The sequence below is a fragment of the Cognaticolwellia aestuarii genome, from assembly GCF_002000025.1.
Classification (GTDB): Bacteria; Pseudomonadota; Gammaproteobacteria; order Enterobacterales; family Alteromonadaceae; genus Cognaticolwellia; species Cognaticolwellia aestuarii.
In genome coordinates this window covers 462,894-485,812 of record NZ_MUZV01000001.1, presented here as the reverse complement: position 1 = coordinate 485,812, position 22,919 = coordinate 462,894, and the positions used below count along the sequence as shown (strand labels likewise).

Here is a 22,919-nt window from a genome sequence, read left to right as displayed (position 1 = left end):
TAGACCGTTACTTATCAGCCATTAAAAATTGCCATTGTTCATTAAAGTCATTACTGGGTTTTTTGGTAAAATCAGAACGGACATACTGATTAATTTTACCTTCTGCGAAAGCCATTAAAATATTGGCTAAAGCTGGCTCTGAGATAGTAAAACCTTTACCTTCTCTGAGCTTGCGTTCGCGTAACACTTGTTTAAATTGTGATTCTAGCTTCTCAAAAAATTGATTAACCCGTGCTCGTAAACGTTCGTTTTCGCCCATTAAGGCATCACCCGCTAAAATACGGCACATACCAGGGTTACGTTCAGCAAAGATGAGTAAAACATGCAAAATATGGTGGCATCGAATCAGGGCTTCTTTATGGTCGGATAATATCAAATTGACACGAGAAAAAATCGACTCTTCAATAAACTCTATTAAGCCCTCGAACATACGTGCTTTTGATGGAAAGTGACGGTAAAGTGCTGCTTCAGATACGCCAACTTCTACAGCAAGTTTAGCTGTTGTGATCCGTTGCCCTGCGCTGGTTTGTAGCATATGAGCAAGGCATTCTAAAATTTGTTGTTTACGATTAGGTTTTTGAGTCGCCGACATAAAACTGATTCTCTTGTTTTTGTTATATTTTCAGTAGCACTTAATAGTAGAGCTACTGAATAATTAGCATGATTGTATAGCGTTATTTAGTTGATATTCAATAAAGAACTTAACGGCTACTCACTTATTTTTTGAGTGTATTTTTCAGCGTATGATGAATATGTTGCACCAGTTTCTTGGCCAATTCATTTTTGTTCATCAAGGGCAGCGCTTTTTCATCATTGGCAGTGAATACGGTTAAAGCATTGTCATCACTATTAAAGCCCTGACCTTCAGCCGCAACATTATTTGCGGCGATCATGTCGAGTTTTTTACGGGCTAATTTATCTCGAGCATAATGCTCAACATCTTGCGTTTCAGCAGCAAAGCCAACGGTAAAAGGTTTATTTGTCATCGCAGCCACATCTGCAACAATATCTGGATTTTTTATAAGATTGAGTTGCATGGTGTCGTGAGACTTTTTAATTTTCTCATTGGCGATATTGTCGAGGCGATAATCAGCCACAGCAGCGCAAGCAACAAAAACATCTGATGTAGCGGCGTGTTCTAAAGCTTGTTGATGCATTTCAATCGCACTTGTAACCGATATTTTATGACAATTTTCTGGTGTGGTTAAATTAACCGGGCCAGAAATTATCGTCACATCAGCCCCTAGATTTTGTGCTGCTCTGGCGATAGCAAAGCCCATTTTTCCAGAGCTGTGATTTGAGATATAACGTACTGGATCAATGGCTTCACGTGTTGGCCCTGCGGTAATTAACCATTTTTGGCCAGCTAAAGGCTGCTGCTTGCTAGCAGCCATCTCAAAATTGTTGGTAATGTATTGACGCGTTAGCTCGACTAATTCCGGTACGTCTAACATGCGTCCTAAACCAATATCTCCACAAGCTTGTTCGCCAGCGCCAGGGCCAAAAATAGCATAATGGCGTGCGATTAATGTTTCGATGTTTTTTTGCGTTGCTAGGTTATGCCACATCTGCTGGTTCATTGCTGGGGCAATGGCAACGGGTGCAGCTGTCGCTAAGCAAAGTGTGGTTAATAAGTCATTGGCCATGCCGGCAGCAATTTTAGCAATTAGATCGGCTGTCGCGGGGGCAATTAGAATAAAATCAGCCCATTTGGCCAGTTCAATATGGCCCATAGCTAATTCAGCTTGTGTATCTAATAAGCTATCAGATACCGCATTAGCAGAAACGGCTTGTAAGGTGAGTGGCGTTATAAATGCTTTTGCACCTTCGGTCATAACAACACGCACATCGGCACCCTGATCTTTAAGTCGGCGCACTAGCTCTGGCGTTTTATAAGCGGCAATACCACCACTAATACCTAATAGAATTTTTTTACCCTGAAGAATCTGCATAAACTGCTAATCTTAATAACAACAATGGGCGATAAGATAGCATTATTCACACTTTTTTTAAAACCACTTTGCAAGGATGCACTTATGTTAAAAGACTGGCCTACCGATGAAAAACCACGTGAGAAGTTATTACAGCAGGGTGCACAAAGTTTAAGTGATGCTGAATTATTAGCTATATTTCTACGAACTGGTGTTAAGGGCTGTCATGTTGTTGATCTATCGAGAAAATTGTTAAAAAGCTTTGGTAGCATATCTCAAATATATCAAGCTGATTTAACAAGCTTTTGTCAACATCATGGCTTAGGTGTAGCAAAGTATGTTCAGCTGCAAGCCTGTTTGGAAATGTCGAAACGTTATTTGGCTGAGCAAATGAACACGGGGCAGGCCTTAACATCTTCAGCAATGACACAAAATTTTTTGAAAGCGGAATTACGCCATGAAACTCGAGAAGTTTTCGCGGTGTTATTTTTAAATACTCAACACCAAGTCATTAAGTTTGAACGTTTGTTTCACGGCACTATTAATGCCGCTGCGGTGTATCCACGTATTGTGGTGGAGTTTGCAATAAAATATCAAGCTGGAGCGGTTATTCTGGCACATAATCATCCATCGGGCATAGCAGAACCCAGTATCGCTGATAATCAAATTACTACGCGCTTAGAGCAAGCGTTGGCGTTAATTGATGTTAAAGTGCTTGACCATATTATTGTGGCAGGTTGCTATTGTTACTCGTATGCAGAACATGGTCGTATTCACTTATAAGGTGTGGTTGTTTTTAACCTTAAGAGCTAACTATGTTTAATGAGAGCATGCTAGTGTTTAAAGCCAATAATGACCGAAGTTCGAGGTAAGCTAAACTATCAATGCTAAGGTTGTGGGGAAATCAGCATTGATGCAGGTAAAACTTATCATATTGACAATAAGCTATGCGGTAAATGTTATAAAAAAGTGACTAAAGTGATTATAAGCATTGCACTATACTCATTTCTTCACATATCCAGAGCGCAGGTAATAATAAGTAAAAAGTGCTTTAGCGACTGAAATAAGCGTTATTTTACTATTTTCGATATCACCAGTATTTTGCATTGCTAGTGCGCTTGAGTAGCGAAAAAGACAAATCAATGAAATGTTCGGTTGCTAAAATAGCCAGCTAATGATGGATTATTGCTCTACTCGGATAATAATACAGCATATAATCACCAGTTTTAGTTAGTTTTTTGAGTTTAACCTATTGAAAAATATGTGAAATAAAAACTCCTTCCTTAATTTTTGATTAATGCTGGTATTCGTTTTTCACTTTCACTATAATATGCCACCTTTTTCAGGATCCCGAGGCGACGGTCTTGGGGAAATACAGCATGACCTGAAATTAATTTTGGAGTACTCAATATGTCTAAAGTCTGCCAAGTAACAGGCAAAAAGCCAATGGTTGGTAACAACCGTTCGCACGCAAGAAACGCGACTCGTCGTCGCTTTTTACCAAACCTTCAAACTCACCGTTTTTGGGTTGAGAGCGAAAATAGTTTCGTTAAATTACGTTTAACTCCGAAAGGAATGCGTATTATCGATAAAAAAGGTATTGATGCAGTATTAACTGACATCCGTGCTCGTGGCGAAAAAGTTTAAGGAATTACAATGCGTGATAAAATTCGTTTAGTTTCTAGTGCTGGCACTGGCCATTTTTACACTACAGACAAAAACAAAAAAACTATGCCTGAAAAAATGGAGATCAAAAAGTTTGATCCTCGTATCCGTCAGCATGTTATGTATAAAGAAGCTAAAATCAAGTAATTGATAGCCTCTTATTTAAAAGCCCAGTTTTATACTGGGTTTTTTATTGCCTAAAGAAAATAACGTAGCCCTTCCTTACCTTTATACGGTAATACCACAGGTAAATTTATATTTGCTTACTTTTCTCTTTTTGGTGAAAGTTGCCATGACATTTTTATCTGATATACACTGAGAGCAAAGAATAAAGCGCTTTTAGCCAGTTTTTAAGGGGTTATTAAAGCCAATATACGTTTATTTCGGAGTTATTATCAGTACTTGTCAATCTATTCCAAGCATTATAGCCGGACCTATTGTTAGGCACGTTAGCCAACATCAATTGACCTTTTGGTTAGTGACTAGGCAAGCTTATCAGCTGCAGTTTCAATTATATGCTGAAGATGAACGGACGTTATTAGCTGATATGGCGTTAGATTGTCGACAAAACCAGCAAGTACGTATTGGTGAACAAGCTTTTATAAACTTAATCTCAATAAACTTTCAAGACGCTTTACCACTTAATACTTTACTCTCTTATAACTTTATTTTTGGTACTGGTGAGCAGCAGCAATTGTTGACTGAGTTAATGCCTGAATTGCTGTATGCTGGGCAGAAATATCCTAATTTTATGATTAAATCTGACCTTCAGCAGATACTACATGGCTCTTGTCGAAAGCCGCATTTCGATAGCGCAGATGGTTTAGTTCAAGTGGATAACGTGATTGCAAATTCAATTAATGATGGGCAATTACGGCCTGCGATGTTAATGATGTCAGGTGACCAAATTTATGCTGACGATGTTGCTGGCCCTATGTTGGTGGCTATTCATCAGGTTATTGAGCTATTAGGGCTATATGATGAAACTTGGCAAGGTACGGTTGTTAGCTCAAGTGATGAGCTGTTTGCTAGCCCTTTTTGTTACTATCAACGAGATCAACTACTGCCGAAAAATGATGTCAATAAAGCGGTTTATGAAAAAATATTCTCTGCCAGTAAAAAGCCGATATTTACTTCGGTTAATGCTAAAAATCATTTAGTCACCTTAGCAGAAGTCTTTGCAATGTATTTATTAACGTGGTCACCAATGATGTGGCGTTTGGTGGACTTAACCTCACATCGCGTGGCAGAGCCCTTTGCCGAAAAATATGGTATTGAAAGCAAAACTATTGAACAATTTTCGGCGGGCTTATCAGCTGTTGGGCGAGCATTAGCGCATATCCCAAGCTATATGATTTTTGATGACCATGATATTACCGATGATTGGAATTTAACCCGAGGTTGGGAAGAAGCCGCGTACCAGCACCCGTTTTCTAAGCAGATTATTGGCAATGCCTTAATCGGTTATTGGTTATGTCAAGGTTGGGGTAATGCCCCCGATAAATTTATTGAATTAAATCAAGAGGCTAACAATTACTTCACTGATAATGGTTATTTGCAGCAAGAGCAATTGATTGATGTCCTGTTGGCTTGGGATCAGTGGCACTATAGCTTAGCAACTAGCCCTAAAGTTATTGTCCTAGATACGAGAACTCAACGTTGGCGCTCTGAAAGTAATGCTAACAAGCCCTCAGGTTTAATGGATTGGGAGGCATTGTCTGAGTTACAGCAAGAGTTGATTAATGAGCCAGAGGTAATATTAGTTTCACCTGCGCCTATTTATGGTGTCAAAATGATTGAAGCCATTCAACGAATTTTCACCTTTATCGGCTTGCCTTTAGTGGTTGATGCTGAGAACTGGATGGCACATTCTGGTACCGCTAATGTCATGCTCAATATTTTTCGCCATCATAAAACACCACCAGATTTTATTATTTTATCTGGTGACGTACATTATTCCTTTTTTTACGAAGTTACCCATAGGTTTAGACGCAATAGCTCGCGAATTTTTCAGATCACGGCTAGTGGTATCAAAAATCAATTTCCTAGTGGCTTACTGAAATGGTTAGAGCGCTTGAATCGTTATTTATATGGTAGTCGTTCACCATTGAATTGGTTTACTAAACGCCGCCGTATGAAAATACAAGTGCGTAAGCCAGATCAGGCGCAACGAAATACTTTAGTCAACCAAAGTGGTATTGGCTTGATCACTCTAACGCATGATGAACAAGTGGTAAAAGCGGAACTGCTAACGGCAAATAATAAACGAGTATTGTTTCATCCCCTGAACACAAGAGAGTAGTAATGCAACTTATCTCTTAAAGCTCAACATGATATTTCAAGGAGGTTTTAGCCATTAAACAAGGAGAAAGTACGGTAGGCATTTTCTCCGGTTTGATGACTATCGATGCTTTGGACATTATATTTTTTGCTGTTTTATCCAATCCATTGTTAACTCTTCAAGTAAAGCCATTGGCAGGCTACCATTTTTCAGCATTTGATCATGAAACGCTCTAATATCGAACTTACTACCTAAGGCTTGTTCAGCTTTAGCACGCAGTTGACGAATTTTTATTTCGCCAATTTTGTATGACAATGCTTGTGCTGGCCAAGTAATATAGCGATCAATTTGACCAATAACGTCAGCCATACTAAGTGCCGTATTCTCGGCTAAATAATCAATCGCCTGTTGTCGAGTCCAGCCTTTAGCGTGAATACCAGTATCAACCACTAACCGACAGGCTCGCCAAGCTTCGTAAGTTAAACGACCAAAATCACTGTAGGGGTTTTGGTAAAAGCCCATCTCTTTAGCTAAACGTTCTGAATATAGTCCCCAGCCTTCACCATAAGCTGAATGGTAGAGGGTTTTACGAAACTCAGCCATTTCAACTTCTTGAGCGATGGCACTTTGTAGATGGTGACCAGGTTCGGCTTCATGAAAAGTCAGTGCTTCTAAGGTATATAGCGGCTGGCTGCTTAAGTTTTGGGTTTCTAAAAAATAAGTGCCGGGTGTTGTACCACTGCCATCAGAGGCAACATAATAAGCACCGCCGTTCGGGCTTGACTTAATATCAAAGGTAGAACGTGGCAATACTGAAAACCATTTGGGCAGCTGAGCAGCCATTTTACGAGTGATATAGCTGGCCTTCTCTAACATATCCATTGCACTATCGGTATAAAACTGCTTGTCGGTACGCAAAAATTGAATAAAGTCTTTAAACTCGCCTTTAAAGCCAGCTGCGTTGATAATTTGCTGCATTTCTTGGCGAATACGGCCCACTTCGTCTAACCCGATTTGGTGAATTTCGTCTGCTGATAATTGGGTTGTCGTGTAATATTCGATTAAGTATTGATAATAGTCATCGCCACCTTTAACGCTACTGATGCCCGCGGTTGTTCGACAGTTAGCCATATATTCTTGGGTGAAAAAGTCATAAAAAGCTTGGTATTGGGGTAATACGCTATCAGTAATTAAGGTTTTAACTTGCTGACGATATTTTGTTTGTTGCGCCGCTGAAATGGCTTTTGGCATTGTTAACATTGGCGCGTAAAAAACGCTGTCTTCAACATGTTCAACTAGGTGCTTGCTGATCGATTTTTCATAACCTTTAAAGCTTTCACAATAGTGGGTGTGGCCTAAAGTAATCGCTTGCTTGAGATCGATAATATGTTCTTGATTGTAACGTGGATAATCAGCAAGACTGAGTAAGTAATTACTATAATCTTCTTCGGTTAAAAAAGACATATTTGCTGGTGCGCCAGCAAAATAACTATGAAAGCCAGCATAGTAAGTTAACGGATATAAATGATCTTGAAATTGGTAGCTTTTTGCTTCGGCTTGACGCTCATATTTAAATAGGCGATAGGTTACTTGTTCAGCCGGCGATAGTTCATTAACATCAATAGTGGCAATACGCGTTAACAATTCACTATTGTATTTTGCTCTACGCTCTCGGCCTTTTTGTGACATTTCGGGCAACTTTCCATTCATACGAAAAGCATCGGGGTCTTTACGAAAGAATATTTGTTCTTTATTGGCTGTTTTCCAATGCTCATTAAGGAGTTGATTCAATTGTTTACTGGCGGGTTCGGCAGTTGCATTAATTGTTGTTAATAAGCTGCAGAGCATTAATGCGCTGATAGTGAATTGTTTCAGTTTCATAGGTAGCCTTATGCTAAGTGCTTTTTATTATTGCGATTAGTGTAAAGCTAAGTACAAATAAGCTCAATTTTTTCGTATGATAATCCCCTATTTAAAAATCTAGTGTTGTCTCATGATTAAATTATCAAAATCCGGTTGGAATAATGTCATTATTTTTGTGGTTATGGGCTTCATTTTACTTATTAATGTGGTGAATAAAAATACCTACTCGCCCGATGCTGAGCAAGTGGATATACATGCCAATCAAGCGTTGGCTATCCTTGGGGAAAATCAAGTGGTACTGACGTTGTCGATAGAGAATGTCGTACTCGTTGAGCGCATTGCTCGTACATGGCGAGCACGTCCAGCGAGTATTGCTGGCCAAGCATTGGAGCAAATGATGATGTCGTGGCAGCAAAGTAGTGGAGAGCTTATGATGCAAGCCCCAGAAATTGACCGACAATTTGCCTTGAATGTGACCTTAGATATTGCCGGACAACCACAACCTTTGCAGTTAAATGTCTATGCTACTGAACAGCAACTACTGGTTTTTAATCAAAACACACAACAATGGCTGGCGTTACCTATCGAGATGTATGGTCAGCTATTTCCACAAGAGATTTTTGCTAATTAGCCGGTTTAATAGCTATTACAGCCCAATGAGAGCGTAAAATTATGAGAAAATGTGCAATTTTATCCATGGACAGCTTAGCTGACTTTGAAGCGTATGATGACTTAATTGATCAGCCTATGTTAGCGTTAGGATGGCAAACAGAACTTGTGTCGTGGCGTAACAGCGCGGTGCATTGGTCAGATTATGACGTGGTGGTTATTCGTAGTCCGTGGGATTATCAAGACGATATGGCGAGCTTTGTTAAGGTACTTGAGAGCATTGAACAGTCAAGTGCTCGATTAGAAAATAGCTTAGCGGTTGTGCAGTGGAATATTAATAAAATTTACTTAACGCAACTAGAGGCTGATGGCGTGACTATTGTACCGACATTATGGCCAGAGACTTTTAATGCTGACAACCTTGCCGATTACTTTTCACATTTTTATACTGAGCAAATCGTATTAAAACCACGAGTTAGTGCTAATGCTGATAATACCTTTTGGTTAACTCAGGACAATTATCAAGATAAAGTGGCCGAGCTAAAGGCGGCATTTGCTCATCGTGAGTTGATGGTGCAACCTTTTATGGCGGATATTTGCCAAGAAGGTGAATTCTCTTTGTTCTACTTTAATGGTGTATTTAGTCATGCAATATTAAAAACACCAGCTAAAGGTGATTTTCGAGTACAAGAAGAGCACGGCGGTGGTTTGCTCTCTGTAATACCTGAGCCAGTATTGGAAGCGGCAGCAAATAAAACGATGCACGCGATTAGTAAACTCCATGGTGAGTTACTGTATGCGCGTATAGATTTTGTTCGCTATCAAGACAGCTTCGCACTGATGGAAGCTGAATTAATTGAGCCATCACTATATTTCAATATGGATGCCGCTTCGCCACAACGTTTTGCTAATGCGCTGGTAGCGCGTATGGCGAGTGCAGAAAACTAGCCTCAATAGGACTTATTTTAAGATGCCAGAGTTACCCGAAGTAGAAGTGTGTCGTTTAGGCATAACACCGCATATTGCTGGGCAGAAAGTTGCAGACGTAGTGGTGCGTAATGCCAAATTACGTTGGCCGATACCTGATGAAGTACATAGTGTGGTAGGAAAAACCTTAGAAAAAATAGAGCGTCGTTCAAAATATCTGCTGTTGAGGTTTTCTAACGGCACCTTATTACTGCATTTAGGTATGTCAGGCTCGGTGCGTATTTTAGAGCAAGATACTCCCGACATTAAGCATGATCATTTTGAAATGCTGTTCGATAACGGCAAAATGTTGCGGCTTAATGATCCTCGCCGTTTCGGCGCGGTACTTTGGTTTCCAGAACATCAGGATTTGCAGGGCCTACTCACCAAATTAGGCCCAGAGCCGCTGACCGATGATTTTGCCTATGGGCATTTATTTACTAAAGCAGGTAATCGGAAAGTGCCAATCAAGACTTTTTTAATGGATAACCATGTTGTGGTGGGGGTCGGTAATATTTATGCTAATGAGGCGTTATTTATTGCCAGTATTCATCCTGCAACCTTAGTGAATAGTATTAGCGAAGAAAAGTTTAACGAACTCACTGATATTATTAAGCAAGTATTAGCAGCGGCAATTGAACAAGGTGGCACAACGTTAAAAGACTTTACTCAAGCTGATGGTAAGCCAGGCTATTTTGCGCAAAAGCTTTTTGTTTACGGCCGAGCAGGTGAAAAGTGCGATGGTTGCCAAAGCGTATTGGAAGAAATTCGTCAATCGAATCGCAGTTCAGTATTTTGCCCACAATGTCAGGTTATGCCGGTAGTAAAACCTAAGAAAAAATCACCAACTAAAAAAGCGCCTAAAAAATAACAAAGCTGCTAAGTAACTTTAATGTTGGCGTATACTCTGACTACTTTTTTTCGGCATTTTGTACAGGTAAATTGGTGATTTATAAAAGTCATCTAAGGTGATCTTTTTACTTGCCTTCGCTGTCGGTAAAGCAAAGTTATTACTGATCAAAAAGTCTATTTGGGGTTGTTCTTGGCTAAGTTTTTCAGCTACTTTCGTCATCGCTTCAGGGTGTAAGTAGCATACTAATACTGACGCTTTTGCTAAGTTTTCACTAAAAAAGTCTTTTCTGTACAAATGTAAATTTTGTAAGCGTAACAGTTTTTTTAGTCCGACTGAGACAATCCAAGGCATAAAAGAAAGCTCATAGCCAATGACCTGCCTTTGTGGTTGAGACTTGGCTAAACGAACAACAAAATTTCCCCAGCCACTGCCTAAATCAATAACCGTTCCTGTGCCCGTGTTATTAACAAGCGCTAGCATTGCTTGATAAGCCGTATTTGAGCTTGGCATCGGCGATATGCCTAGCTTCACGGTATGGTAAATCAATGAAAGGGCGATAATGGCGACAAAAATCAGTAGTAAAATATCGAACGTTTTCAACGTTAACTCCAAGGTAGTAGACAGGTAAGAATGAAATGAGAATTTTACATTACTTGTTGATATTACTTTTATTATTCTTAGCATATTGATAAAAAATGTAATCACTACTTTGTTTTACATGATAATAGAGCCGCTGTATTGGTGGTGTTATTTAAGCTGAGTAAGCATTAACTGTGTTTAAAGCTAGCTAAACATCGGCACATTTTTCATCTCAAGTATTAATGATTTTTTCTTGATGCCAGCAAACCGATAATGAATCAGGGGCGATAGCAAAAGCTAGCGCTATTTACTCTTTAGCATTCACGTTATAATAAACCCTTAAATCTGATGAAAACAATAACGTTGGCTTTTTGGTCAACGTTTTTTGATATTATCAGCCCCTATTTGTTAAGAGCCAAACAACAGTATGAAACCCTACGAAAATATTGCCGAACTTATTGCGAATTTAGAAGCTGAAATTGCCGCACTGACAAAAGATATTGCAACATTAAAAGAGCAGCCGCAAAGCTTTAATGAGCAAGTTATTTTTAAGTATATTGACACCTGTAGTACCGGAAAAACTAAAGATTTTGTTCGTTCACTTGGTGTTAAATCAGAACGAGGTTCATTTTTCTCGTCTGGCGATGTCAGTAAATTAATTAAAGATGGCGCTGATGATATTTCACCAGAGCTATTGGCTATAGCGCGTAAAGTGGCGAGCATGAAGAATAAGCATGGCAAACATCGCTAGCGTGTAGAAGGGGATTTTTGCAGGTATGCCATCAGCGCTCACCGCACAGAGTGAGCGCACTTTTGGTCATTTATCTAGCTTTATAACCTCTACAATTTATATAGCTAACGTTATATTTTACGCTGAGATATTGCTAACTAGTCTTGTTTACGGTAATTATTTTCCTGTTTTTATTTGCATGCTATTCTCAAGAGCTTGCTTAACAACAGGGTGAACAAACTGCCCAACGTCGCCATTATGCAAGGCTACTTCTTTGACTAAGGTTGAAGAAATAAAAGAATTTTTTTCCGCAGGGGTTAAAAATACTGACTCTAAATCAGGTGCTAAACGGCGATTCATGTTCGCTAATTGAAACTCATAATCAAAGTCAGAAACCGCACGTAAACCACGAATTAACACTTGTGCTTGGTGTTCACGGGCAAAGTCTATTAATAAGCCAGTAAAGCCAACTATCGTAACATTAGGTAAGTGCTGAGTAACTTCTTCCAGTAAAGCAACGCGTTGTGCTAAGTCAAAATGTGGTTTTTTGCTTGGACTAGCAGCGATACCAACCACAACCTCACTAAATAAGCGACTTGCGCGCTCGATTAAATCGGCATGACCATTGGTGACAGGATCAAAGGTACCCGGATAAATTGCTTTTACTGACATAATTTTAGCGCTTTCAATAGTGTAAAGATCTTATTGTAAATGCCCCGCAACCTAAATTCAAAGCTATCTTACTTGACGGCTTGTTGTTGTAGCGTTGCCAACATGGCGGTCATTTGGTCATTAATCATATTGAGTGCCTTGTATGGGCGGATCATGACTTTAAACTCGGTAATTTTCCCCTCTTCATTCCACGTGATCATGTCAATACCGTTGATATCGATACCGTCGATGTTTAAGGAGAACTCTAATACGGCAGCATTATCTGCAATAAATTCTCTATCGTAGTTAAAGGTACCATTTAAAAAAGTATGAAAAGCTGCGGTTAAATACATGCTGACCATCTGTTGACCTTGTATCGGTGTATGAATAACAGGTGAAAACAAGGTCACGTTGTCTGCAAGTAACGTTGATACTTGATCAACTTGCTTGTTTTTAATCATGGTGTGCCAATTATTAAGCATTTTTCTCGTCCTTTTGATTGATTTTTATTCATTGTTAGTTAAGATGCCGTCAAATCTGACAGCTGTCAACATTAATGTTACTTAAAGTATTTACTCGAAATACTTTAATGTTAGTTAATTTTGATAGTATGATGTGAAAATATATGTCGACAAATACAAGAAGTAGTATCAATGAAAACTCGGGATAAAATAATTCAAGCCAGCATTGCATTATTTAATGAACAGGGAGAACGTAATGTCACCACTAATCACATTGCTGCCGATCTTGGTATCAGCCCTGGTAACCTCTATTATCATTTTCGCAATAAAGAAGACATTATTCTGTCTATATATGAAGAGTATGCACGTAATTTATTGATCGATACTATGCCTGAAGTCAGTCCTGACGTGAAACCACTTGATGCTATTATTTTATATATGGACGCGGTGTTTCAAACCTTAATGAAGTTTCGATTTTTTTACAGCAACTTACCGGTATTGTTGGCAAAAAACCCCTTATTGCATGATAAATATGTTGAAGTACAGGGCTTTATTGCACAACGCGTCAGTGAGTTATTAATGTCTTTACGTGATGCTAATATGATGGAGTTTTTAGACGAAGACTTACCCGATATTGTTAGTATTTTGCGTTTAGTAAATACCTTTTGGTTAAGCTTCTATCAAACGCAAAATAATGAAAATGAAATTAATGATGCTGTATTTTATCAAGGCGTACTGAAAATTTTAGTGATTATCCAACCCTATATCAGTGACTCTGCAAAAGAAGAGTTTTTAGAAGCACGCGCAATGTATCGTCAACGCTGCCAAGACAGCTTAGCAGCGCAATAAGCCTTCTTGTAATGGTATTTTAAGCGTGTTGTAAGCGCTTAAATGTTAAGACTGGTAACCGTTTAATAGCGCTTGCCAGTTTTTTTCAGCCCACTGAAAGTTCGTTACTCTTTGCTGTTCTTTGCGAAAAGATCTCAGTAACCTGGCCATATTCTCTTCAGGCCATTGATTTTGCTTTGCTCGTTGCTCACCTTGATCAAAGTCGATCAACCAAACCTTATTTGCATCATCAACTAAAATGTTATGAGCATTCAAATCATGATGGTAAATTCCCCGTTGATGGAAAGATTTAATTACTTTGCCTATTTCCTGCCAAAGGCTACCACGAATTGGTGCTTTACTAAGCATGCCGACTAAATCCTGAGCATTATCGATACGTGATGACAGCAAATCAGCACGGTAAAATAACCCCTGTCTCATCACACGAAAAGCGATAGGTTTGGGCGCTGGCAAACCTAAGGCACGCATTGAGGTTAACAGGGCAAACTCACGCGCTGCACGAGTATTTTTGTATCCAGTAAATAAGTATTGATCATGAATAACTTTGCCAATTAAGCCCCCGCGATAGTAATGACGCAAGACCCAGTGACGCTCAACGTTATCGGCATTTTTGCTCGCGATAAACCATGTGGTACCGCGTCCTTGTGCACTGCCAACAATGGCATTTTTCTCTTGCCAATATTCACTGTTAAGCATGTCTGGTAAAAAAGAGGTTATTTCATCGCTGTCATATTGGCAGTAAATATTGCCTTGTTGAAAAGTTTTTTCGTGACAGGGTTTTACAATTGCGGGCTGGTTCAAGATAATAGGCCTATATTATATTTCTGCTCCTATTGTGGTGAATCCTTTATGCTGGGTCAATTATCTGCTCCGAAAAATTTATGTTTATTGCGATTATCAGCCATTGGTGACGTATGTCATGCCGTAGCTATGGTGCAAAATATTCAACGACAATGGCCTGAGACTAAAATCACTTGGGTGATAGGTAAAATAGAAGCTAGCCTGTTACTTGGTATGGAAGGTGTCGAATTTGTCATTTTTGACAAAAAAGCTGGCTTAAAAGGCTACCGTGATCTGCGAGAACAGCTTAAAGATCGACAATTCGATATTTTATTGCATATGCAAGTGGCGTTGCGTGCCAGTCTTGCAAGTTTGTGTATTCCAGCAAAAGTAAAAATTGGCTTTGATAATCAAAGAGCCAAAGAAGCACAGGGGTTATTTACGAATAAAAAAATAGCTGCACAAGCTCAACCTCATGTTTTGGATGGTTTTATGGGCTTTGCCGAAGCTCTCGGCTTAATGGTAACTGAGCCATTATGGCATATGCCATTGACCGATAGTGAGCAACTGTGGGCGAGTGAAAAGCTTAGTGCAGAAAATGCTGCAGGTAAACCGATCGCGGTTATTTGCCCAGCTGCCAGCAAAGCTGAACGTAACTGGCATGCTGAAGGCTATTCACAGGCAGCTGAACATTTAAATGCTCGTGGCTTTAAAGTGGTGATATGCGGTGGGCCGACCACCATGGAGAAATTACTTGCTGAAGCAATAATCAGCCGGAGCAACTTGAGCCAAAGCGGTAACAAAATACAAAACTTGGTTGGCCAAACGAGCTTAAAGCAACTGTTGGCAGTATTAAAGCTTGCACATCTCGTTGTGGCACCCGATACCGGCCCTGCGCATATGGCCGTTACCGTAGAGACACCGGTTGTTGGATTATATGCTCACAGTAACCCTAAACGTACAGGGCCTTATTTATATCCCCAGTATGTGGTAAGTGCTTATGAATCAGCAATACAGCGTCAGTATAAAAAAACTGCTGAGCAAGTGCCGTGGGGAACTCGCGCGAAAGGTAAAGACTTGATGATGCAGATCAGCATCACTGACGTAAAAAGAACTATCGACCGAGTTATTCATGATAACTATAGTGAGTTGCTATAAAAAGTCAGCAAAGGAAATAGCTGTGAAAAAATATGTTACGGGTTTTTTATTTTCTGCAGATAGTGCTCAGATTGTCTTGATTAAAAAAATAAATCCGCAATGGCAACGTGGTTTATTTAATGGCATTGGCGGAAAAGTTGAAGCGAATGAAACTTCGATTGATGCGATGGTAAGAGAGTGCGCTGAAGAAACGGGAGTAATAACGCAACCAGCCGATTGGCAATGCTTTGCTAACGTATTTCGTGAAAATAGTTATGATGTTGATCTTTATTTTGCACGCACTGATTTAGCGTTAAGTGCTAAAACCATGGAAGCAGAAGAAATACATATTATGAAAGTATCGGCAATACCGAAAAATATCATTCCGAATTTACAATGGTTAATCCCGCTGGCGTTAGATAGCCAAGCTGACTTTTCTACGCCTGTTTGTATTAAAGAAATAGCACAAGAGCGCTTAAAAGCCTAAGCCGCTTTATAGTAATAATTATCTAAAAATATTGGCTTTTACGATAAATGTCATGCCTTTTTACTCCTTAAAAAGAAGCTTAATGTGATTAAAAGTAACAAACTACACAAAATAATTGGTCTGATTTTAGTCCTACCTATGTTGGGGTGGACTATCACCGGTATGATATTTTTTATCAAACCTGGTTATCAAGCGGCTTATGAGTCACTGACAATTAAAACCTATCCATTGAATGATTCGTTTACGATCAGCCCAAAGAGTGACTGGCAAAAAGTCAGCTTAGTGAATACCATTTTAGGTGAGCATTTATTAGTAAAAACAGCAGATAAAACCATGCACTTAGCGCCAGAATCGTTAGTAGATAAAGCGCCACCATCCGAGCAAGCATTTAAAGCATTATTGCGTGATGCTTTTAATGGCAGTAACAGGTACGGTGATATAGTAAGCGTTAATGGCCTGTCGGCTTTAACAAGTACAGGTGTCGAGATAAAGCTTGATTGGAAGAATCTTAGATTAAGCCAAAAAGGTCAAGATACTGCGTTGATCAACTTGTTGTATAAAATTCACTATTTACAGTGGACAGGCCATAAGGTACTTGATCAGTGTCTCGGTATTTTAGGACTGATTCTATTGCTCTCGCTAACGGTTTTAGGTGTCAGGTTATATGTTAAAAAACGCGTTTAAAGAGGGTAAATATTAAGTCTATACGCGTAATAATGTTTGTAGAGCCGTTAATGAACGGGCGGTAGCGCCTTGGTTGGCTTGTACAACTTTATAGCCATTTTCACCCACGCGTTGTGCGTTGTTTTCATGGCTAAATAAAGCCAGCACTTCATCTGCTAAAGTTTGCGACATATTTTCATTCTCAGCAATTTGCACTATAGCTTGCTCAGACTTTAGCTGCAGTAAAATTTCGCTAAAATTGCTCATATTTGGGCCAACGATCACTGGTTTTTTAAATAATGCTGGCTCTAATGGGTTATGACCGCCAATTTCGTTAAAACTTCCCCCCATTGTCACAACGTCGGCTAGTGCACATGTTGCAAGTAATTCACCCAAAGTATCGATGATCCAAACATCCGTTTGTTGAGTTACTGAGTGTTGAGTGCTGCGTTTAACTACTTGATAACCATCAGTTTGTGCTAGCTTTGCTACTTGATCAAAGCGTTCAGGGTGGCGAGGCACTATGATCAATAGGGCATCATGCTGTTGTTGTTTTATTTGTGCAAAGGCTTGTAATGCTAATACTTCGTCACCGGGGTGTGTACTGGCAATTAGCCAGACTTTGCGTTGTTGGCTAATTAAACTCGCGAGTTCCTGCTGTTTAGCTGCCACATCAAGATTAACGCTAATATCAAACTTCAAATTACCTGATAACTCGCAATGTTTAGCGCTCGCGCCCATAGCGAGATAATTATCTTGATTAACTTGGCTTTGCGTTAATATTTTGTCAAAACGTTGAATCGTTGGCGTGATCAACCAAGCAATTTTTTGGTAGCTACGCATGGATTTGTCTGATAATCGTCCGTTGATTAAGAGTAATTTTATTTGCTGCTTTTGACATTGAGCTATGATGTTCGGCCATAACTCAGTTTCCATAAAAATCATCACTTTAGGCTTTAAGCGTGCTAAAAATACCTGCGTAGAAAAAATATTGTCTAGGGGCAAGTAGCAATGCTGCACTTTATCGGAAAATAATTTTTTTACTTGTGCTGAACCCGTTGGCGTAAATGTGGTTACCGTGATCGGTAAATCAGTATAATTATTAAGTAGTTCGGTAATAAAAGGTTTTAAAGCGATCACCTCACCAACACTGGCTGCATGCACAATAATACCACCAGGTTGCAGTGCGCTTGAAGTAAATCCAAGGCGTTCTAATAAGCGTTGCCGATAAGCTCGATGATTAATTGAGCGTAGCAGTAACACCACCAAAAGTAGTGGTGTTAAGAGTAGGAATAATAATTGGTATAACACTAAAGCAAGAATAAAGCGCACTTAACAAGCTCAAAAATCGGTAATCAATATCGGAGAGTATACCTAATAAGTTGCTTAAAAAAATCAAGCAAGATATAAAACAGTGATATGGCATACTTTTTAACCATATTTTGTTAGATACCTTCGCCGTAACAATATAAAGTTAACTAGCAATAGGCTATTCGGGAGAAGCTAAGAAAGTGTTAAAAAAAATTGTACTGAGCAACGTTAGTTATGCAATTCGAGGCTTGCTTGTTGCATTGATGCTATTGAGTGTTGCACCATTTTTATATGCTCAAGCGCTTGCTGAAAAAACTGTCGAGATAACCACAGCCGATCAATTTACGCTCTCGGCGCAGCTTTTCTCTGCGGCCCCTAGCGCTAGTGGCGTGCTATTTTTGCATGACTGTCAACATTCAGCTCAAGATTATCAACCCTTGTATGCTGCACTTGTTAAGCAAGGGCTTACTGTTTTAGCACTTGACTTGCGGGGTTATGGCGATAGTCAAAGTGAACTCTTTTCTGAGCAAAAAATTAGACGGCAAAGTGAGGATATTGTTAGTTATCAAGGTCAGTTAGCTGGCTTGATGTTACATTGGCAAAAAGATGTGCTTAGCGCATTGCACTATATGCAACAAGCTTTGGGTAATCAACAAGCTATTAGCGTGGTAACCAGTGGTTGCAGTAGTAATCAGGCAATTTATTTGGCAGAAACAAATGCCATAAACAGTATTGTGATGTTTGCACCAGAACTAAGCCCTGCCGACAAAGAGCAATTTAAACAGTTAAATGACATGCCTATTTATTTGCTTAGCTCCAAACATCAAACAGAGGCAATGCTTAATGCTAAAGAGTTATTTGACTGGAGTGTTGATAAAAATACTGTCTTACAAGTATTAAAAGGTGATCTTTCCGCTTATCAATTATTAAAGCAACAACCGTACCTTAATGAGCATGTTGCAACTTGGCTGCGCAATACACTTAAAGACCATTAGCGTTCAAATATAGTATCAAGAATGATCGAGGAGTTTGTTCTTGCTACGCCTTCAAGTGAACACACCATATTCAGTACTTCACTGAGTTTTTCTAGTGTAGCAGCTTGAATAGTAACTAATAAATCATACTCGCCACTGATAGAATAAATATGGCTAATTTGATGCACTTTTCTTAACGCCAAGCAAATAGTTTTTCTAAGGTTAGGGTTTACTTTTAATGAAACATTCGAAGAAATTAATCCGCTAGTATATTCACTACCTAAAACAACACTGTAGCCTTCGATAACATTGTTATTTTCAAGTTTAGTTAGCCTATTTTGTATTGCTGTTCGCGACACACCCGTAGCTCTCGCCATATCAGAGACACTAGCGCGGGCATTTAAGCGCAATATAGATAATAACTCTTCATCTTTTTCAGTTAATAACAAATGCTAGTCCTGAGTGGTAGTAGGCAAAAAAACACCTTGGATATTACACTTTGACATATCTACATGTCAATTTGACTACTAAAAATGACAAATTACTAAGTAATGTCACTTTTCTTGTTGAGTCGTCTAGGCTGATAATACGATGATTGCAAGACTCTTACTTTTTAAGGAATTACCGTGACCGATTCTGCTAGCACTAATAACTTTTATGACCATTTAACTGCGCAAATAAACCAAGTTAAAGAAGATGGTTTATATAAAGCTGAACGTATAATCACCACCGCTCAACAACCACAAATAGCGGTTAACACCGGTGAAGATGTAGTGAATTTTTGTGCCAATAACTATTTAGGTTTAGCCAATCACCCAAGCTTAATCGCAGCGGCTAAAGAAGGCTTAGATGAGCATGGTTTTGGCATGGCGTCAGTACGTTTTATTTGTGGTACGCAAGATATTCATAAGACCTTAGAGCAAAAATTAAGCGCGTTTTTAGGTATGGAAGATACTATTTTGTATTCTTCTTGTTTTGACGCCAATGCTGGCTTGTTTGAAACATTATTAGGCCCTGAAGATGCGATTATTTCTGACTCGTTAAACCATGCATCAATTATTGATGGCGTGCGTTTATGTAAAGCCAAGCGTTTTCGTTATGCAAATAATGACGCCGCAGAACTTGAAGCACGTTTAATTGAAGCTGATGAAGCTGGAGCGCGTTTCAAGCTAATAGCCACTGACGGCGTATTTTCAATGGACGGTGTTATTGCCAACTTGAAAGCGGTTTGCGATTTAGCTGATAAATACAACGCCATGGTCATGGTTGATGATTCACATGCTGTGGGTTTTGTTGGTGAACAAGGCCGTGGCAGCCATGAATATTGCGATGTTATGGGCCGTGTCGATATTATTACTGGTACTTTAGGTAAAGCGATGGGTGGTGCGTCTGGCGGTTATACTGCGGCTAAAAAAGAAGTGGTTGAATGGTTACGTCAACGTTCACGTCCTTACTTATTCTCAAACTCTTTAGCGCCTGCAATTGTTAATGCATCAATTAAGGTGATTGATTTATTAGCCGATGGTGACGAGTTACGTAAAACCTTGAAAGACAATGCTTCATATTTTAGAACACAAATGGAAGCGGCTGGCTTTACTTGTGCTGGTGCAGACCACGCTATTGTGCCAGTGATGTTAGGTGATGCGAAAGTGGCAAGTGCTATGGCTGATCGCTTATTAGCAGAAGGTATTTATGTTATTGGTTTCTCATTCCCTGTAGTACCAAAAGGCCAAGCGCGTATTCGTACGCAAATTTCTGCTGCTCACACGAAAGCTGAATTAGATAAAGCGATTGAAGCCTTTATCCGTATCGGCAAAGAAATGAAAGTGATTGAGGGTTAATCATGAAAGCTTTAGCAAAATTAAAGGCAGAACCGGGTATTTGGATGACTGACTCTCCTAAGCCTGAGTTAGGACATAATGACCTGTTAATCAAAATTAAAAAAACCGCTATTTGTGGTACTGATATTCATATTTACAACTGGGATGAATGGTCACAAAAAACTATTCCGGTACCTATGGTTGTAGGTCATGAATATGCCGGCGAAGTGGTTGGTATTGGCCAAGAAGTTCGTGGTTTTGCCTTAGGTGACCGAGTTTCTGGTGAAGGTCATATTACTTGCGGCCATTGTCGTAATTGTCGTGGTGGCCGTACACATTTATGCCGTAATACCGTTGGTGTTGGTGTTAATCGTGAAGGTTCATTCGCTGAGTATTTAGTTATTCCTGCTTTTAACGCCTTTAAATTACCCGATGAAATTTCTGATGATTTAGCCGCTATTTTTGACCCATTTGGTAATGCTGTGCATACCGCATTATCATTTGATCTTGTTGGTGAAGACGTTTTGATCACTGGTGCTGGACCCATTGGCATTATGGCGGCAGCTGTGGCTAAGCATGTAGGTGCACGTCATGTGGTTATTACCGATGTTAACGAATACCGTTTAGACCTAGCCCGTCAAATGGGCGCAACGCGCGCGGTTGACGTTAGCAAAGAAAAGTTAACCGATGTCATGGCTGATCTAGGCATGACAGAAGGTTTCGATGTTGGTATGGAAATGTCGGGCGTGCCATCGGCATTTACAGATATGTTAGCGAATATGAATAATGGCGGAAAAATTGCCATGCTAGGTATTCCTGGACAAGACATGGCGATTGATTGGAGCCAAGTGATATTTAAAGGTTTAACCATTAAAGGTATTTACGGCCGAGAAATGTTTGAAACGTGGTATAAAATGGCCAGCTTGATTCAATCGGGCTTAGATTTAACGCCAATTATCACTCATCACTTTAATATTGATGATTTTCAGCAAGGTTTTGATATCATGCGCTCAGGACATTCAGGCAAAGTTATCTTAAATTGGGAATAATGAATAATGGCAAGTAGCGAAGAGAATTTTAAACATATGCAAATCAGTGAGCTGCATAGTGTATTAGCTGATGAATCACATGTGGTAGTTGACATTCGCGACCCAGCGTCATATCAAGCTGGCCATATTCCTAACGCTTTACATTTAAGCAATGAAAGCTTACCTGATTTTTTACGTGATGCTGATTTTGACGCACCTGTAGTTGTTTGTTGCTATCACGGTATTTCAAGTCAACAGGCAGCACAGTTTCTGATCAGTCAAGATTTCACTGAGGTGTATTCACTTGACGGTGGTTTTACTGATTGGCAATTACAGTACCCGGATGCTGTTGACCGTTAATGCTAAACAATGAATTGCAACCATTAGTAAAAGTAACGCAACATAGTATTGCGTTACTCTTTTGTGATTACCTGAAAACCTTACAGATTCAAACGCAAGTTGAAAAAGCCGATGATGGCTACGTTATCTATTGTCAGTCAGACAAGCATGATTTTGCGCAACAAGAGTTTGAACAATTTATTCATCAGCCTGATCAAGCGAAGTACCAACAAGCTGCTTGGCAAAATGGTGATGTAACTAAGGTTAGTTCAAGTTTTCCTACTTTGACGAGTAGCTTTAAAAGCCAGTTTTTCTCACATGCGGGCTTAGTGACTTTAATCGTTTTCGCAGCTTGCTGGCTGGTGTTTCTTGCCAGTAACTTCGGCTGGGGTAATGTTGTATTTCATCACTTACAGTTTTATCCACAATTAAGTATTGATTCGGTGCTAGCAGCACCTCATCGTTTATTAGGACCCGCTTTTTTTCACTTTTCATGGCTTCATCTTGTTTTTAATACGATGTGGTGGTGGCAGTTGGGCGGGTCTATAGAGCAGGTAAGCGGAAAATTTAGCCTATTGAATTTATTAGTCGTTTCTGCGGTAGTATCTAACGTTGGCCAGTTTCTGGTTGATGGTCCTAATTTTGGTGGCTTATCGGGCGTGGTATATGCACTGGTTGGTTATGTTTGGTGGATGGGCTGGCTAATGCCTGAAAAAGGCCTGTCACTGTCAAAACCTATTATCGGCTTTATGTTGTTTTGGTTATTACTTGGCTATACCAGTTTAATGCCGATAAATGTCGCTAATACCGCGCATTTATTAGGTTTAATTAGTGGCTGTTTGCTGGCTTTGTTTCAGGTTTTAAAAACAAAAAAACACACGCATTAATAATCTTGGGTGTGTTCTCAGCGCACTTAGTTGTGCAATTAACGGGTGTGTTATA

26 protein-coding genes are annotated in these 22,919 nt (G+C 39.5%); 17 read left to right on the top strand and 9 right to left on the bottom strand.

The genetic code is table 11. The features are described 5' to 3' along the window. Positions 1-7 precede the first annotated feature (7 nt). Both slmA and coaBC read right to left on the bottom strand, forming a co-directional pair. A complete protein-coding gene (slmA, locus tag B0169_RS02205; RefSeq protein ID WP_077284242.1) occupies positions 8-592 on the bottom strand; it encodes a nucleoid occlusion factor SlmA in 585 nt (194 codons plus the stop codon). A gap of 124 nt (positions 593-716) precedes the next feature. Next, positions 717-1,952: a bifunctional phosphopantothenoylcysteine decarboxylase/phosphopantothenate--cysteine ligase CoaBC gene (gene coaBC, locus B0169_RS02200; RefSeq protein WP_077284240.1), complete on the bottom strand. Its 1,236-nt coding sequence runs from the start codon at positions 1,950-1,952 to the stop codon at positions 717-719. Between the two features lie 84 nt (positions 1,953-2,036). On the opposite strand from coaBC, the gene radC reads away from it, so the two are divergent. The 4 genes from radC to B0169_RS02180 all read left to right on the top strand — a co-directional run bounded on the left by radC (position 2,037) and on the right by B0169_RS02180 (position 5,898). After that, a complete protein-coding gene (gene radC / locus B0169_RS02195; protein WP_235838438.1) occupies positions 2,037-2,714 on the top strand; it encodes a RadC family protein in 678 nt (225 codons plus the stop codon). Between the two features lie 627 nt (positions 2,715-3,341). Further along, positions 3,342-3,578 (top strand): 50S ribosomal protein L28, encoded by a 237-nt coding sequence (gene rpmB, locus B0169_RS02190; protein WP_077284236.1) that lies wholly within the window; start codon positions 3,342-3,344, stop codon positions 3,576-3,578. 9 nt (positions 3,579-3,587) lie between these two features. After that, positions 3,588-3,743: a 50S ribosomal protein L33 gene (rpmG, locus tag B0169_RS02185; protein ID WP_070375415.1), complete on the top strand. Its 156-nt coding sequence runs from the start codon at positions 3,588-3,590 to the stop codon at positions 3,741-3,743. Between the two features lie 316 nt (positions 3,744-4,059). After that, entirely contained in the window at positions 4,060-5,898 is a 1,839-nt protein-coding gene (locus B0169_RS02180; RefSeq protein ID WP_235838437.1) for a metallophosphoesterase family protein, read from the top strand. Positions 5,899-6,015: 117 nt separating this feature from the next. Here the strand turns inward: B0169_RS02180 and B0169_RS02175 are convergent, their stop codons facing one another. Then, the gene (locus tag B0169_RS02175) at positions 6,016-7,758 is read right to left on the bottom strand and encodes a DUF885 domain-containing protein (RefSeq protein ID WP_077284231.1); all 1,743 of its coding nucleotides are present in this window, start codon (positions 7,756-7,758) and stop codon (positions 6,016-6,018) included. A 112-nt stretch (positions 7,759-7,870) separates the two neighbouring features. Here B0169_RS02175 and B0169_RS02170 point away from each other — a divergent pair, with 112 nt between their 5' ends. From B0169_RS02170 to mutM, 3 genes are read left to right on the top strand one after another with little or no spacing between them, the layout of a single operon-like run. Beyond that, positions 7,871-8,371: a hypothetical protein gene (locus B0169_RS02170; RefSeq protein WP_077284230.1), complete on the top strand. Its 501-nt coding sequence runs from the start codon at positions 7,871-7,873 to the stop codon at positions 8,369-8,371. A 41-nt stretch (positions 8,372-8,412) separates the two neighbouring features. Continuing rightward, positions 8,413-9,297 (top strand): ATP-grasp domain-containing protein, encoded by an 885-nt coding sequence (locus B0169_RS02165; protein ID WP_077284228.1) that lies wholly within the window; start codon positions 8,413-8,415, stop codon positions 9,295-9,297. 22 nt (positions 9,298-9,319) lie between these two features. Further along, on the top strand, positions 9,320-10,186 hold the full coding sequence (gene mutM, locus B0169_RS02160; RefSeq protein WP_077284226.1) for a bifunctional DNA-formamidopyrimidine glycosylase/DNA-(apurinic or apyrimidinic site) lyase: 867 nt from the start codon (positions 9,320-9,322) through the stop codon (positions 10,184-10,186). Positions 10,187-10,204: 18 nt separating this feature from the next. Here the strand turns inward: mutM and B0169_RS02155 are convergent, their stop codons facing one another. Further along, positions 10,205-10,768: a class I SAM-dependent methyltransferase gene (locus B0169_RS02155; RefSeq protein WP_235838436.1), complete on the bottom strand. Its 564-nt coding sequence runs from the start codon at positions 10,766-10,768 to the stop codon at positions 10,205-10,207. Between the two features lie 406 nt (positions 10,769-11,174). Between B0169_RS02155 and B0169_RS02150 the strand changes: the two genes are divergently transcribed. Further along, positions 11,175-11,498 (top strand): hypothetical protein, encoded by a 324-nt coding sequence (locus B0169_RS02150; RefSeq protein ID WP_077284224.1) that lies wholly within the window; start codon positions 11,175-11,177, stop codon positions 11,496-11,498. 156 nt (positions 11,499-11,654) lie between these two features. Here the strand turns inward: B0169_RS02150 and coaD are convergent, their stop codons facing one another. Continuing rightward, complete coding sequence (gene coaD / locus B0169_RS02145; RefSeq protein WP_077284222.1) at positions 11,655-12,149, bottom strand: pantetheine-phosphate adenylyltransferase; 495 nt, start codon at positions 12,147-12,149, stop codon at positions 11,655-11,657. Between the two features lie 68 nt (positions 12,150-12,217). Further along, positions 12,218-12,610 carry a nuclear transport factor 2 family protein gene (locus B0169_RS02140; RefSeq protein ID WP_077284220.1) on the bottom strand — a complete coding sequence of 131 codons (393 nt, stop codon included), beginning with the start codon at positions 12,608-12,610 and terminating at the stop codon, positions 12,218-12,220. 171 nt (positions 12,611-12,781) lie between these two features. Between B0169_RS02140 and B0169_RS02135 the strand changes: the two genes are divergently transcribed. Beyond that, positions 12,782-13,438, top strand: a complete 657-nt coding sequence (locus tag B0169_RS02135; protein WP_077284218.1) for a TetR/AcrR family transcriptional regulator — start codon at positions 12,782-12,784, stop codon at positions 13,436-13,438. Between the two features lie 45 nt (positions 13,439-13,483). Here the strand turns inward: B0169_RS02135 and B0169_RS02130 are convergent, their stop codons facing one another. Further along, positions 13,484-14,239, bottom strand: a complete 756-nt coding sequence (locus B0169_RS02130) for a 3-deoxy-D-manno-octulosonic acid kinase (protein ID WP_235838435.1) — start codon at positions 14,237-14,239, stop codon at positions 13,484-13,486. Positions 14,240-14,287: 48 nt separating this feature from the next. Here B0169_RS02130 and B0169_RS02125 point away from each other — a divergent pair, with 48 nt between their 5' ends. The 3 genes from B0169_RS02125 to B0169_RS02115 all read left to right on the top strand — a co-directional run bounded on the left by B0169_RS02125 (position 14,288) and on the right by B0169_RS02115 (position 16,526). Further along, positions 14,288-15,376, top strand: coding sequence for a glycosyltransferase family 9 protein (locus B0169_RS02125; protein ID WP_077284216.1), 1,089 nt, complete (start codon positions 14,288-14,290; stop codon positions 15,374-15,376). A 22-nt stretch (positions 15,377-15,398) separates the two neighbouring features. After that, positions 15,399-15,842 (top strand): NUDIX domain-containing protein, encoded by a 444-nt coding sequence (locus B0169_RS02120; protein WP_158077033.1) that lies wholly within the window; start codon positions 15,399-15,401, stop codon positions 15,840-15,842. A gap of 84 nt (positions 15,843-15,926) precedes the next feature. Then, the gene (locus tag B0169_RS02115; protein WP_077284212.1) at positions 15,927-16,526 is read left to right on the top strand and encodes a PepSY domain-containing protein; all 600 of its coding nucleotides are present in this window, start codon (positions 15,927-15,929) and stop codon (positions 16,524-16,526) included. 18 nt (positions 16,527-16,544) lie between these two features. On the opposite strand, the gene waaA is transcribed toward B0169_RS02115, so the two are convergent. Beyond that, positions 16,545-17,837 carry a lipid IV(A) 3-deoxy-D-manno-octulosonic acid transferase gene (waaA, locus tag B0169_RS02110; protein ID WP_077284210.1) on the bottom strand — a complete coding sequence of 431 codons (1,293 nt, stop codon included), beginning with the start codon at positions 17,835-17,837 and terminating at the stop codon, positions 16,545-16,547. A gap of 179 nt (positions 17,838-18,016) precedes the next feature. On the opposite strand from waaA, the gene B0169_RS02105 reads away from it, so the two are divergent. Further along, a complete protein-coding gene (locus tag B0169_RS02105) occupies positions 18,017-18,811 on the top strand; it encodes a serine aminopeptidase domain-containing protein (RefSeq protein WP_077284208.1) in 795 nt (264 codons plus the stop codon). Here B0169_RS02105 and B0169_RS02100 read toward each other — a convergent pair. Beyond that, positions 18,808-19,239, bottom strand: coding sequence for an Lrp/AsnC family transcriptional regulator (locus B0169_RS02100; RefSeq protein ID WP_077284206.1), 432 nt, complete (start codon positions 19,237-19,239; stop codon positions 18,808-18,810). The two genes, B0169_RS02105 and B0169_RS02100, sit on opposite strands and share 4 nt — an antisense overlap. Before the next feature lie 177 nt (positions 19,240-19,416). Between B0169_RS02100 and B0169_RS02095 the strand changes: the two genes are divergently transcribed. Genes B0169_RS02095 through glpG form a run of 4 tightly spaced genes read left to right on the top strand, consistent with a single transcriptional unit; the run spans position 19,417 to position 22,864 of the window. Then, positions 19,417-20,631, top strand: a complete 1,215-nt coding sequence (locus tag B0169_RS02095) for a glycine C-acetyltransferase (protein ID WP_077284204.1) — start codon at positions 19,417-19,419, stop codon at positions 20,629-20,631. A 2-nt stretch (positions 20,632-20,633) separates the two neighbouring features. After that, positions 20,634-21,659, top strand: a complete 1,026-nt coding sequence (tdh, locus tag B0169_RS02090; RefSeq protein WP_077284202.1) for an L-threonine 3-dehydrogenase — start codon at positions 20,634-20,636, stop codon at positions 21,657-21,659. Positions 21,660-21,665: 6 nt separating this feature from the next. After that, complete coding sequence (glpE, locus tag B0169_RS02085; RefSeq protein ID WP_077284200.1) at positions 21,666-21,998, top strand: thiosulfate sulfurtransferase GlpE; 333 nt, start codon at positions 21,666-21,668, stop codon at positions 21,996-21,998. After that, positions 21,998-22,864: a rhomboid family intramembrane serine protease GlpG gene (gene glpG / locus B0169_RS02080; protein ID WP_077284198.1), complete on the top strand. Its 867-nt coding sequence runs from the start codon at positions 21,998-22,000 to the stop codon at positions 22,862-22,864. Before glpE ends, glpG begins: the two co-directional genes overlap by 1 nt. The last annotated feature ends 55 nt before the right edge of the window (positions 22,865-22,919 follow it).